9 protein-coding genes are annotated in these 14,980 nt (G+C 20.5%); all 9 read right to left on the bottom strand.

Features of this window, described 5'->3' with window-relative positions; translation table 11 throughout:
• Positions 1–22: 22 nt before the first annotated feature.
• The 9 genes from lpdA to GJT89_RS00990 all read right to left on the bottom strand — a co-directional run bounded on the left by lpdA (position 23) and on the right by GJT89_RS00990 (position 14,945).
• The gene (gene lpdA, locus GJT89_RS01030; RefSeq protein WP_168894700.1) at positions 23–1,438 is read right to left on the bottom strand and encodes a dihydrolipoyl dehydrogenase; all 1,416 of its coding nucleotides are present in this window, start codon (positions 1,436–1,438) and stop codon (positions 23–25) included.
• Between the two features lie 59 nt (positions 1,439–1,497).
• Positions 1,498–3,024, bottom strand: coding sequence for a 2-oxo acid dehydrogenase subunit E2 (locus GJT89_RS01025; protein WP_168894699.1), 1,527 nt, complete (start codon positions 3,022–3,024; stop codon positions 1,498–1,500).
• Between the two features lie 12 nt (positions 3,025–3,036).
• Positions 3,037–5,706: a pyruvate dehydrogenase (acetyl-transferring), homodimeric type gene (gene aceE, locus GJT89_RS01020; protein ID WP_168894698.1), complete on the bottom strand. Its 2,670-nt coding sequence runs from the start codon at positions 5,704–5,706 to the stop codon at positions 3,037–3,039.
• A 133-nt stretch (positions 5,707–5,839) separates the two neighbouring features.
• Positions 5,840–7,756 carry a DNA topoisomerase IV subunit B gene (gene parE, locus GJT89_RS01015; protein WP_168894697.1) on the bottom strand — a complete coding sequence of 639 codons (1,917 nt, stop codon included), beginning with the start codon at positions 7,754–7,756 and terminating at the stop codon, positions 5,840–5,842.
• A gap of 309 nt (positions 7,757–8,065) precedes the next feature.
• Positions 8,066–8,155 (bottom strand): cytochrome bd oxidase small subunit, CydX/CbdX family, encoded by a 90-nt coding sequence (locus tag GJT89_RS02280; RefSeq protein WP_168894696.1) that lies wholly within the window; start codon positions 8,153–8,155, stop codon positions 8,066–8,068.
• A gap of 29 nt (positions 8,156–8,184) precedes the next feature.
• On the bottom strand, positions 8,185–9,306 hold the full coding sequence (gene cydB, locus GJT89_RS01005; protein WP_168894695.1) for a cytochrome d ubiquinol oxidase subunit II: 1,122 nt from the start codon (positions 9,304–9,306) through the stop codon (positions 8,185–8,187).
• A 31-nt stretch (positions 9,307–9,337) separates the two neighbouring features.
• Entirely contained in the window at positions 9,338–10,891 is a 1,554-nt protein-coding gene (locus GJT89_RS01000) for a cytochrome ubiquinol oxidase subunit I (RefSeq protein WP_168894694.1), read from the bottom strand.
• Between the two features lie 141 nt (positions 10,892–11,032).
• Entirely contained in the window at positions 11,033–12,217 is a 1,185-nt protein-coding gene (sucB, locus tag GJT89_RS00995; RefSeq protein WP_168894693.1) for a dihydrolipoyllysine-residue succinyltransferase, read from the bottom strand.
• Positions 12,218–12,245: 28 nt separating this feature from the next.
• Positions 12,246–14,945 (bottom strand): 2-oxoglutarate dehydrogenase E1 component, encoded by a 2,700-nt coding sequence (locus GJT89_RS00990; RefSeq protein WP_168894692.1) that lies wholly within the window; start codon positions 14,943–14,945, stop codon positions 12,246–12,248.
• Positions 14,946–14,980 lie beyond the last annotated feature (35 nt).

Raw genomic sequence — 14,980 nt, 5'->3', positions numbered from 1 at the left:
TTAACAATAATTTTTAAATATTTTATTTATTAATAATATCTGTTACTGATCCTAAATATACTTCTGCTGCTATACCAACAGATTCATAAAAAGTAGGATGAGCATGTATTGTTAATGCAATATCTTCTATATCACACCCCATTTCAATGGCCAAACTTATTTCTCCTAATAATTCTCCTGCATTATATCCTATAACACTTCCACCTATAACACGATTAGAGTTTTTTTCTACAATTAATTTAGTTAAACCATTTTCTTCATTAGAAGAAATAGCTCTTCCTAAATTTTTCCAAGAAAAAGATGATGTTTTATAATTTATATTATTCTTTATAGCATTTTTTTCTGTTATTCCTACCCAACCTATTTCTGGATTAGTATAAGCAATTGATGGAATAACTTTAGGAATAAAATAATGATTTTTCCCAGCAATAACTTCTGCTGCTAAATGTCCTTCATGTATTCCTTTATGTGCTAACATAGGACATCCAATAACATCCCCTATAGCATATATATTAGAAATATTAGTTCTCATTTGATCATTTACATCAATAAAATGATTATTATTAATTATTATTTTATTAAATTTTTTATTTATATAAGTAGAATTTGGTTTTCTTCCTATTGCAACAATAATTATATTATAATTTTTAGAATAAATAGATTTATTATTATCACTAGTCATATGTACTTGTAATAATTCTTTGTTATTATTATCAATAGATAGTATTTGAGTATTTAATATTAAATTAAATTTATTTTTTATACATTTTTGATAAACATTTACAATATCATCATCTATTTCGGATAATAATGTATTTGAAATTTCTATTATATCAATTTCTGAACCAAAAGACTCATAAATAGTTGCCATTTCTAAACCAATAATTCCACTCCCTATAATTAATATTTTTTTAGGTATTTTTTTTAATAATAAAGCATCTGTAGAATTCCATATTCTGCTATCATTATAAGGTATAAATGGTAATTTAATAGGTTTAGATCCGGTTGCTATTATTGCATTTTCAAATAAAATTTGATAATTGTTATCAATATTTACAACATTTAAACAATTTCTTGTTGTAAAAAATCCCATCCCATTAATAATATTAATATCTCTAGTTTTTGCAAGAAAATTTAATCCATTAGTTAGTTTATTAATAATATTGTTTTTCCATATATTAATATTTTCAATATTTATTTCAATATTGTTTTTAAATATACCTTTTTGAAAAAAATTTTTATTTTCTTTAATTATTTTTGCAATATGCAGTAATGTTTTAGAAGGAATACATCCTACATTTAGACATACTCCTCCTAATTTTGGATAATTTTCTACTATTACTGTTTTTAATCCTAAATCACTACAACGAAAAGCTGCAGAATATCCAGCAGGTCCTCCACCAATAACAACAACTTGAGTTTTTATTGTATTATTCATAATAATCTCTACTATTAATTATATTTTAATAAATTTTATATTTATAATTTTTTAAAAAACTATATTAATATATTTCTAATATCAGATAATAAACTACAAATATAATTTAAAAAATTAATTCCTTCAACTCCATTTATAACACGATGATCATAAGATAAGGATAATGGTAAAATAAGTTTGGGCAAAAATTGTTGACTACATATATCCCATATAGGTTTTATTTTTGCTTGTGATATACCTAAAATAGCTACTTCTGGAGCATTAATTATAGGTGTAAAAAAATTACCTTTAAATTGACCTAAATTAGATATAGTAAAACAACCTCCTTTTACATCATTAGGATTAAGTTTATAATTTTTTGCTTTATCAGCCAAATTAAGTATTATTTCAGATATTTTATTAATATTTTTATTTAAAACATCAAATATGACAGGTACAAATAATCCTTTATTTGTATTAATTGCTATTCCTATATTAAAATATTTTTTTAATATTAATATTTCATTATTATCCGATAAAGAAGAATTAAAATTTGGATATTTTTTTAAAGCACATGCGCATGTTTTAATTATAAAACTTAATAATGTTAATTTAATATTATTTTTATTTTTTAAAAATTCAATATTTTTTTTAATTCTAAATTTTTCTAATTCTGTAATATCAGCTTCAATATGTTGTGTAACATGAGGAATATTTTTCCAATTATTTGTTAAATTTTTACCAGATATTTTTTGTATATTACTAAGGTTTATTTTTTCATATGATCCAAATTTTTTATAATTTATTAAAAAATTATTAGAAATATTATTTATAATATCTTTATCTTTAACTTTATTTTTATTTTTATTTTCAATATATTTTAATATATCTTTTTTAGTAATTCTATTTTTTAAACCACTAGCTTCTATATTATTTAAATTAATTTCTAATTTTCTTGCTATTTTTCTTACAATTGGTGAAGTATGAATATATAATTTTTTATCAAAAATACTATTTATATTACTTTTTATAAAATTATTATTTTTTATAAATGTTTTTATTTCTAAATTTTTATTATCTTTTTTTAAGTAATTTATATACATAAATACATCATTACTTTTTATAATATCATGTATATTAATATTAACTTTTTTAATAATACCTGAATATAAAGAAGCTATTTCAAAAATATTTTTTTTATTTTTAATTATTAATAATGATTGATTTTCCATAATTGAATCATTTTTTTTTACTAATATTTTAGTAACTTTCATTACTTGTATTCCAATATTAGGAACACGTAATTCAGTAAATAATATTTTATCTTTTTGTAATTCTTTTTTATTTTTATTTATAAAATCGTTTTTTTCTTGTTGTTCATTTAATATTTCTAATATTATATTTCCTTTACAAATTTTTTCACCTATAGATACCAAAATTTTTTTTACAATACCACTGTGATTAGAAGGAATTTCCATAGATGTTTTATCACTTTCTACCATAATAATGGATTGTTCTTTAGTGATTTTTTCTCCTTCTTTTACTAAAATATCAGTAATTTTCATCTCCTCTATTCCTGTATCAGGAAATATTATTTTTATATTCATATTATTCCTTTTTTATGAAATTCTAGGATTATTTTTATTTATATTAATTTTATTTTTCTTAATAAAATGTATAATTTTTTTTAAACTAATTAAATTTAAATCTAATAATATATTTAATATAGCAAGAACTACATATAATTCATTAATTTCAAAAAAATCACGTAAATTTTTTCTACTATCAGAACGACCAAAACCATCTGTTCCTAAAACAAAATAATTGTTTGTTGGTATATATTTACGAATTTGTTCAGCAAAAAGCTTTATATAATCTGTAGCTGCTACTGTTGGATAATTTTTCATTATACTTGTTATATATGGGATACGACGTTGTTCAAAAGGATGTAATAAATTCCAATGATCACAATCTTGTCCTTCTCTATTAATTTCTGTAAAAGAAGTAACACTAAAAATATCTGAATTAATATTATATTCTTGATATAATATCTCTCCTGCTTTTATCATACTGTTAAGTATAGATCCTGACCCCAATAATTGAATTTTAATTTTATTTTTATTATTTTTAATAGAAAATATTTTATATATACCTTTACAAATACCATATTCAAATTTTGATTTCATAGCTGGCATATTATAATTTTCATTCATAGTTGTTATATAATAATATATATTTTCTTGTTTTTTGCCATACATTCGTTGTATACCATTATTTATAATAACAGCTAATTCATATGCATATGTTGGATCATATGAAATACAATTTGGAATTGTTAAAGATTGAATATGACTATGACCATCTTCATGTTGTAATCCTTCTCCATTTAAAGTAGTACGTCCTGAAGTTGCTCCAATTAAAAAACCTCTTGCTTGTTGATCTCCAGCAGCCCAACAGAAATCTCCAATTCTTTGAAAACCAAAAATAGAATAATAAATATAAAATGAAATCATAGGAAAATTATTAGTCGAATAAGAAGTTGAAGCAGCTAACCATGAAGCAAAAGCTCCTGACTCATTAATACCTTCTTGCAAGATTTGTCCTTTAATATCTTCTTTATAATATGAAAATATTTCTTTATCTTGTGGAATATATTTTAATCCATTTGAATTATATATTCCTATTTTTCTAAATAATCCTTCCATACCAAATGTACGTCCTTCATCAGCAATTATTGGTACTATTCTATTAGAAATATTTTTATTTCTAAGTAAAATATTTAATATTCGTATAAATGAAATAGTTGTAGATATATTATATTGATTTTTTAATAATGTTTGAAAATCTGAAAGAATAGGTAGTATTAATTTTTTAGTAAAATTTATTCTTCTGGAAGGAACATATCCACCTAAAATTTTTCTTTGATTATGTAAATAATGATATTCTAAAGAATTCTTATTAAAAGAAACATAAGGTAAATTACATAATTCTTTATCATTTATAGGTATATTTAAATTATCTCTTATATATTTAATTTCATTTAAATTAATTTTTTTAATTTGATGTGCTATATTTTTACTTTCAGCTGTTTTTCCTAAACCATAACCTTTTATAGTCTGAAATAGTATTACTGTAGGTTTATTTTTAGTTTTATAAGCTTTTTGAAAAGCTGCATATATCTTTTCTGAATCATGACCACCATAGTTTAATTTTTCTATTTCATTATCAGTTAAGTTTTTAACAAGATTAAATGTTTCTTTATATTTACCAAAAAAATTTTTTCTAATATAATTACCGTCTTTAGAATTAAAATTTTGAAAATCTCCATCTAAAGTTTGATTCATTAATTCTATTAATTTTCCAGTTTTATCTTTAAAAAATAAATTTTCCCAACTTTTTCCCCAAATAACTTTAATAACTTTCCATCCTGATCCTTGAAAAATATTTTCTAATTCATTAATAATTTTTCCATTACCATAAACAGGTCCATCTAATCTTTGTAAATTACAATTTATTACAAAAATTAAATTATCTAAATTTTCTCTTGAAGCTATATTAATTACTCCTTTAGATTCTGGTTCATCCATTTCTCCATCTCCTAAAAATGCAAAAACTTTTCTATTTGATGTTTTTTGTAATTTTCTATTTTCTAAATATTTAAGAAATTTAGCTTGATATATAGCAGATATAGGTCCTAATCCCATAGATACAGTAGGAAATTGCCAAAAATTAGGCATAAGTTTCGGATGTGGATATGATGATAAACCTTTATGAAAAACTTCTTGACGAAAATTATCTAAATATTCAATATTTATGCGACCTTCTAAAAAAGATCTAGCATAAATTCCAGGTGTAATATGACCTTGAAAATAAATTATATCTCCATTATTTTTTTCATTATAACCTTTAAAAAAATGATTAAAACAAACTTCATAAATATATGAAGATGATTGATAAGAAGAAATATGACCTCCTAAATCTAAATTTTTTTTAGAAGCTCTTAAAACAATCATTATCGCATTCCATCTTATAAATGATCTTATTCTTTTTTCTAAAATTAAATTCCCAGGATATACAGGTTCTTCTTTTTTAGAAATAGAATTAATATAATTATTATTATTATTTAAATTTAAAATAATACCATTATTATTTATATGTTTTATTGTTTTTTCTAATAAAAATTTTGCTCTTTCAATTCCTTCTTCTTTTATAACAGAATCTATGGATTGTATCCAATCACTTGTTTCAATTGGATCCACGTCATGATCTGATATATAACTATCTGACATGGTCATTATTCCTTATTTTAATAAAAATTAAATAATATATATTTTAAAATTTTATAAAAAAATATTTTATTTACTAAAATATCTATACAAAAAATATATAATTTTATTAATTAATATTTTTTGTTTAGATTTATTAAATATTTATTATTGTAGTAATATCACCTTTTTCTTGTAACCATTTACGACGATCTTCTGATCTTTTTTTTGCTAGTAACATATCCATAATTGAAAATGTTTTACTTATTTCTGTTGTATTATTATTTATAATTAATTGTATTAAACGACGACTAATAGGATTAAAAGTAGTTTCTCTTAATTGAGTAGGATTCATTTCTCCTAAACCTTTAAATCTTTGTACATTAATTTGTTTTTTATTATTTTTATAATAATATTTTTTTAAAATATTTATTTTTTCATTTTCATCTAAAGCATAAAAAATTTGTTTTCCTAAATCTATACGATATAAAGGAGGCATAGCTACATAAATATGTCCTTTTTTTACCAAAGGTAAAAAATGCTTAATAAACAAAGCACATAATAAAGTAGCAATATGTAATCCGTCTGAATCAGCATCTGCAAGAATACAAATTTTATTGTATCTTAATTTTTTTAAGTCTTCATTATTTGGATAAATACCTATTGCTAAAGAAATATCATGTATTTCTTGTGAAGATAAAATTTCTTCTGAATTTATTTCCCATGTATTTAAAATTTTCCCTTTTAAAGGCATAACAGCTTGATAATTTTTATCTCTTGCTTGTTTGGCTGATCCGCCAGCAGAATCTCCTTCAACTAAAAAAAGTTCAGTTTTTTTTGAATTATGTATAATACAATCAGATAATTTCCCAGGTAATATTGAATTTACATTATAATTTTTTTTTTTTTTAAATTTTTTAGATGCTCTAATACGTTTTTGAGCATTTAAAATAAATATATTTATTAAGACATGTGCTATTTTAATATTTTGATTTAACCATAAAATAAAAGAATCTCTTACTATATTTGCAGTAAATACAGTACATTGTCTAGAAGCTAAACGTTCTTTTGTTTGTCCAGTAAATTGTGGATCTTGAATTTTTATAGATAATACATAAGAACAATGATCCCAAATATCCTCTCCTAATATTTTAATATTTCTGGGTAACATATTATGGAAATTACAAAAATTACGTATTGCATCAAGTAATCCTAAACGTAATCCATTTACATGAGTACCACCATGTGTTGTTGGAATTAAATTTACATAACTTTCAGTAAAAACATAATTATTTTCTGGTACCCAGAATACGGCCCAATGAAGATATTTAATATCACTTGAATATTTTCCTATAAAAGGAGTATCTGGTATGGTAGTAAAACCTTTTACTGAACTCATTAAATATTCAGATAAACCATTTTTATAATTCCAATAATAATTTTCTTTAGTATTTTCATTTTTAAAATAAACTTTTAATCCAGAACATAAAACTGCTTTAGCTTTTAATAAATTTATTAAATTAGAAACTAAAAAAGAATGATGTTCAAAAAAATATTTATTAGGCCAAAATCTAATTTTTGTACCAGTATTCTGGTTACTTTTATTTTTTAAAATTTTTAAATTTTGTATTTTATATCCATTTTCAAAGATTATAGTATAAATTTTATTTTTACGAAATATACTTACTTCCATTCTTTTTGATAAAGCGTTAACAACAGAAATACCTACACCATGTAATCCTCCAGAAAAACTATAATTTTTATTAGAAAATTTACCTCCTGCATGTAAACGACATAATATAAGTTCAATTGCAGAAATTCCTTTTCGAGTATGTATATCAATAGGCATACCCCTACCGTCATCAATAACTTCTAGTGATTGATCATTGTATAAGGTAACTAAAATAGTTTTTGCATATCCAGCTAATGCTTCATCTACACTATTATCTATTACTTCTTGAGCTAAATGATTAGGTCTTGTAAGATCAGTATACATACCTGGTCTTCTTCTAACAGGATCTAAACCTTCTAAAACTTCTATAGAATCAGCATTATATTGATTTAAATGGTTCATTCTTTATTATTAAATTAAAGTACATGATAATTTTATATTTAGATATAGAAAATATATTTTTAATTAAATAATTTTAATAAGCATTTATTTTTATATTTAAAATTAATATAGAATAATTTTATTATTGTATTATAATAATTTTATTTTTTAAATAAATAAAAATAATAACTAATTATATCATAATATATTAATAATATAAATTATCATATTTATATTTTTTAATATATATAAAATATTGTTTAATATAAAATATTATTAATATATATTAAATAATTTTTTAAAGTTTATTTAATAAAAAATTAATATTTTTTATATTTTTTTATTTTCCTTCTTCAAAGAAATTAAAATAGTAAAAATACATGAAAATAATAATCCTATAATCCATATTAAATACCACATTTATGTAACCTATATAAAATTTATAATTTTTAATAATAAAAATCAGATTTTTTTTTAATTTTTTTTCTGTTAAGACGAAAAAACATTTTTTTATAACACCAAAAAGTATATATTAAAACAATAGGCATAAAAATAATTACTATATATAACATTATATTTAATGTTAATTGACTAGATGTTGCATTCCAAATAGTAAGACTTTGATATGGTTTTATACTAGAAGGAATAATAAAAGGAAACATTATTATACCAACAGTTAACACAATACTAATTGTAGTTAATATAGAACTAACAAAAACCATTATAAATTTTTTAAATATAGAGAATAAAATTGTTAGTAATGATAATACTACACTAAATAATGGTATTATATATAAATATATATGATCATTAAAATTAGACATCCACGCTTTAGATTCATAAATAATATTATTACTTCTAATATAAAAATTATCTACTTTATAACCTTTTATAAAAAATAAAGTACTTATAAAAGATAAAATAAAAAATAATACTAATAATATTGAAGATAATTTTATAATTATATTTAATTTATGATTAAGATTATAATCTTTAATTCTTATTTGTAAATAAGATGAAGCTTGGTTTATTATCATTAATATAATTGTTATGCTTATAATAATACTAAATAAATTAAATAATTTATAAAAATCTCTCTGAGAGTAAATATTATAATATTTATCTATATAAAAAGGAATACCTTGTAATAAATTACCTAATGTTATACCTATAATTATAGGAGGGAAAAAACTTCCAATAGAAATACAAAAATCACAAATTTTTTTCCATTTTTTATTTTTTATTTTAGAACGATATTCGAAACCTACTGGTCTAAGAAATAAAGCAAGCAATAATAAGATCATCGCTATATAAAAATAAGAAAACATAGTAGCGTACACAATAGGCCATGCTGCAAATATAGCTCCTGCAGCTGTAATTAACCATACTTGGTTCCCATCCCAATGGGGTGCTATTGTATTTATCATTATTCTGCGATCTATATCATCTTTCCCTATTATGAATAATAAAATACCTACTCCCATATCTAATCCATCAGTAATTATAAATCCTATAAGTAATATACCAATTATTATAGACCAAATTATACATAAAAATTCATAATTTAACATTAATATAACCTAATTTTTTTATTAATAAATTTTATTTAATATTTTTTTCGAAAAAATATTTTCCAGTATTTAAAATACTAGGACCTATATTAGCAATTTTAAACATTAGATATAATTCTATTATTAATAAAATAGTATAAAAAATAAAAATCATTATTATAGAAAACAATACTTCAACAAAATCTAAAGAAGATCCTGCCATAAAAGTAGGTAAAATTTCTTTAATAGCCCATGGTTGTCTCCCATATTCAGCTACAAACCAACCGGATTCAGATGCTATCCAAGGTAATGGTATTATATATAAACATATTTTTAGTAAATATTTTTTTTTTTCAAAATTATTTTTTATAACAGAAAAAATAAAAACTAATATAATTGTAATTAATAAAATAATACTAGATAAAACCATAATACGAAAAGAAAAAAATAAAGGACTGACTAATGGAATAGATCTTTTAGCTATTTTATGAATTTGATTATTATTTATATTATAAATATTTTGATAATATTGTTTAAATAAAAATCCATATCCTAAATATTTTTTATATTTATTAAAAATTTTTATATTTTTTATTGTTAAATTTCCATTTTTTATTTTCTCAAGAGCTATTAGAGCTTTTAATCCATTTTTAATTTTTAATTCATTATTTTTAATTAAATCCTTTAAACCTAATATGGGTTTTGTAAGTGATCTTGTAGCAATTATTCCTAAAACATATGGAATTTTTATAGAAAATTTATTTAATTGTTTTTTTTGATTAGGAAAACTAATAATATTAAAATAAGCTGGTGGTTTTTGTGTTTCCCATTCAGCTTCAATAGCTGCTAATTTAGTTTTTTGTGTATTTCCTATTTGATATCCTGATTCATCTCCTAATATTATTACTGAAAAAATTGAAGCTAAACCAAAACTAGAAGCAATAATTACAGATTTTTTTGCAAATTCAATATCTCTTTTTTTTAAAAGATAATATGCACTAATACCAATAATAAATATACATCCTGTTGTATATCCAGCAGTTATAGTATGAGCAAATTTTACTTGTGCTATTGGATTAAAAATTAAATTCCAAAAATTATCCATTTCCATTCTCATATTTTGATAATTAAAGGAAGAGGCAATAGGATTTTGCATCCATCCATTAGCAATTAAAATCCAAAGTGCAGAAAGATTAGATCCTATAGCAACCATCCATGTAACAATTAAATGTTGTATTTTATTTAAACGTTCCCATCCTAAAAAAAATAAACCAACAAAAGTAGATTCTAGAAAAAAAGCTACTAAACCTTCTATAGCTAATGGAGCACCAAAAATATCTCCTACATAATGCGAATAATATGACCAATTAGTTCCAAACTGAAATTCCATAGTTAACCCTGTAACTATACCTAAAGCAAAATTTATACCAAATAATTTTCCCCAAAATTGAGTCATATCTTTATATATTCGATTTTTTGAAAAAATATATATTGTTTCCATTATTGCTAATAAAAAAGAAAGACCTAGTGTTAATGGAACAAATATAAAATGATACATTGCTGTTAATGCAAATTGTAATCTTGATAGATCAATAACATTAAACATATTTATCCTTATATAATTTTTTATTTATATAAAATTATAATTTTTATATAAAAATTTTTATAAACTATAAATAATCATTTAATTTTATTTAATAAATATATTTTTTATAAAAAAATATATTTAAATAAATAAAAAATTAATTTAAATTTGTAAAAATAAACGAATAGGATCTTCTAATAATCTTTTAATTAGCATAAGAAAACCTATAGCATCTTTTCCATCAATTAAACGATGATCATAAGATAATGCTAAATACATCATAGGCATAATACAAATTTTATTATTTATAACAATAGGTCTATCTTTAATAGCATGTATTCCTAATATAGCACTTTGTGGAGGATTAATAATTGGAGTTGACATTAAAGATCCAAAAACTCCACCATTAGTAATGGTAAATGTACCACTTGATAAATCTTTTATAGATAATTGATTTTTATGACTTTGTATAACTAAACTTTTAATTTTTTTTTCAATATCTATTAATGATAATTTATCAGTATTATATATAATCGGTGTAATTAAACCTCTTTTTGTTGAAATAGCAATATTAATATTATAAAAATTATTATAAATTATATTTTCTCCTTCAATAAATGCATTAATTTTTTTAAAAAATTGTAATGCTTGTGTAACAGCTTTTACATGAAAAGAAGTAAATCCTAATTTAATATTATAAACTTCATTAACTAAATGATTATAATCATTTTTAATATTAATTATTTTTTTCATATTAACTTCATTAAAAGTAGTTAACATTACAGTGTTATTTTTAGAATCCATTAATTTTTGTGAAATATATTTTCTTATTGGACTCATCTTTATTTTTTTAAAATTATTTTTATTTAAAGATATTTTTTGATTTAATTTATTATTATTTATTTTTTTGTTATTTAGAATTAATTTATCATCTAAATCATTTATTTTATTTAATGAAATATTATTTGTTTTTATTTTTTTACGTATAGAAGGACTTAAATTATTAAATTTATTAGATAATTTTATTTTATTATTATATGAATTACTCTTAAAAAGTAAATTACTTATTTTATTTTTTTTATTATTATTTTGTTCTTTTAAAATATTTTTTTTTTGTAAAATTCCAATAATTTGTTGTGATTGTACTTTTTCTCCAGCTTTTACTAAAATTTTTTTTAAAATACCATTAATAGTCGCAGGTATTTCTAATACTACTTTATCTGTTTCTAATTCTAATAAAATATCATCAATTTTAATTGTTTCTCCTGGTTTTTTATACCATTGAATTATAATTGCGTTATTTACTGATTCAGGTAATTCAGGAACAGTAATGTTAAAATTATCCATTTTTTATCCTATAAATAAAATTTATATTTTATTCTGTATTAAAATTAAAAACAGAATATATTATTTTTTTTTGTTGATGTTTATGAATATAAAAATATCCTGTTGAAGGAGATGAAGAATTTTTTCTACCTATATAATTAATATTATAATTTAACTTATTTTTAAAATAATTTTGAATATACATCCATGCTCCTTGATTCATTGGTTCTTCTTGACACCAAAAATAATTTTTTATTTGAATATATTTAGAAATAATTTTTTTTAAATTTTTAATTGGAAATGGATATAATTGTTCAATTCTTATTAAAATAATATTTTTATTTTTTATAGAATTTCTATATTCCAATAAATCATAATATATTTTCCCAGTACAAAAAATAATTCTTTTAATTTTTTTAATATTAATTTTTTTATCTATTTCATCTATTATTAGTTGAAAAGGAGTATTAAAATTTTTTATTAAAGAACATGCTAAAGGATGTCTTAAAAGTGATTTTGGAGAAATTACAATAAGTGGTTTTTTTTTATAAGAAAATGCTTGTTGACATAACAAATTATATATTTGAGATGCATTAGAAGGAACACAAATTTTAATATTATTTTCTGCACATAATTGTAAATATCTTTCTATTCTTGATGAAGAATGTTCAGGTCCTTGTCCTTCATATCCATGAGGAAGAAAAATTATTAAACTACTTTTATAACCCCATTTTTTTTCTCCAGAACTAATAAATTGATCTATAATAATTTGTGCTCCATTAGCAAAATCTCCGAATTGGGCTTCCCATATTATAATATTTGAATTATTAATTGAATAACCATATTCAAAACCTAAAACTGATTCTTCTGACAAAACTGAATTATAAATATGAAAATTTCCTTGATTTTTAGAGAGATTTTTTAAAGGTGTATAAGAAAAATCTTTTTCTTGATCATATATAACTATATGTCTATGAGAAAATGTTCCTCTTTTTATATCTTCTCCTGATAAACGACAAGATACTCCTTGAGTAAGGATATTTGCATATGCTAAATTTTCAGCTGCTCCCCAATCAACCTTTTTTTCTCCTTTACTCATACTAATTCTATCTAAATAAATTTTTTTTACTCTAGGATGGATATTAAATTTTTTAGGAAAAGTACTAATTTGTAAAAGTAATTTTTTTAATTTATCTATTTTAAAATTTTTATATATTATTTTTGTAGATTTTTTAGGGGTAAAAATATTTGTTTTAATAAAAAAATTACCTTCATTAAATAAATCTTGATATTTATTATATAAATAATCTTTTTCTTCATTATTAATAATATTTTGAGATAATAATTTATTAAAATATAAATTTTGTACTGTTAAGTGATTTTTAATTAAATTATACATTAATGGTTGAGTAATATATGGATCATCTATTTCATTATGACCATATCTACGATATGAAACTAAATCTATAAAAACATCTTTATGAAAAACATTTCTATAATTAATAGCTATTCTTGTAATAAAAATTACATCTTCTATTTTATCAGAATTTACATGAAAAACAGGACATTGAATCATTTTAGCTATATCAGTACAATAATAACTTGATCTCATATCATTTATATTTGAAGTAGTGAATCCTATTTGATTATTAATAATAATATGAATGACACCATTAATATTATATCCTCTAGTTTTTGATAAATTTAAAATTTCTTGTACTATTCCTTGACCACTAATAGCTGCATCTCCATGTATATTAATGGATAATATGTTATTATTATATTGATTATTTATTATTGATGAGTCATTTTTAAATCTTACCATACCCATGGTAACACAATTAATAATTTCTAAATGAGAAGGATTAAATGCTAATTCAAGTTTAATTTTTTTTTTATTAATTTTAATTATAGAAGAATATCCTAAATGATATTTAACATCATCATTTTTATCTTTTTTTTCAAAAGAAATATTTGAAAATTCATTAATTATATTTTGAATTTTTTTACCCATTATATTAACTAAAAAATTTAATCTTCCTCTATGTGCCATACTAAATATTATTTCTGTTAATTTATCATTTGATTTACTTGAATAACGTATTATTTCCTTTATTAAAGGAATTAAAACATCACATCCTTCTAATGAAAATCTTTTTGCACCTGGAAATTTTTTTCCTATATTTTGTTCAAATACTTCTGTTGCAATTAATTCTTCTAAAAATATTTTTTTTTCTTGAATATTTAAATTATCTTTAATTATTTCAATATTATTTTTTATCCAAAATTTTTCATTTTTTGGTAAATATTCATATTCTATGCCAATATATTGACAATAAGTTTTTTGAAAAAACTTATATATATCTATAATTTTTTGATTTTGAAAAATATTATTTAATGTAATTTTTTTTTGAGAATCTTTTTGACTAATTTGATAATATTTTAATTTTAAATGATTATTTATTTTTTTTTGATTTAAAAATAAGGGATTAATATTTGCATAATAATGTCCAAAAATTCTAAAATTATTTAATAATTTATTAATTTTTTCAATTAATAATAAATTTTTATAATAATCATTTTTTTTTGATAAATTATTTGCATTTAATACTTTATTTTGTTTTTTAAATAATTGAAATATTTTTATCCAATTTTTATCAATCGAATTGGGATCTATTAAAAATTTTTGATATAATTTTTCGATATAAAAAAAATTATCGTTTAAAATATTTTTTTGATAATTATTCATTTTAATCTCTTATTAAAAAAGAAAATAATATTTAT

Source organism: Enterobacteriaceae endosymbiont of Donacia versicolorea, assembly GCF_012570965.1.
In the GTDB taxonomy this organism is placed as follows: Bacteria; Pseudomonadota; Gammaproteobacteria; order Enterobacterales; family Enterobacteriaceae.
This window is presented reverse-complemented; position numbering and strand designations above follow the sequence as displayed.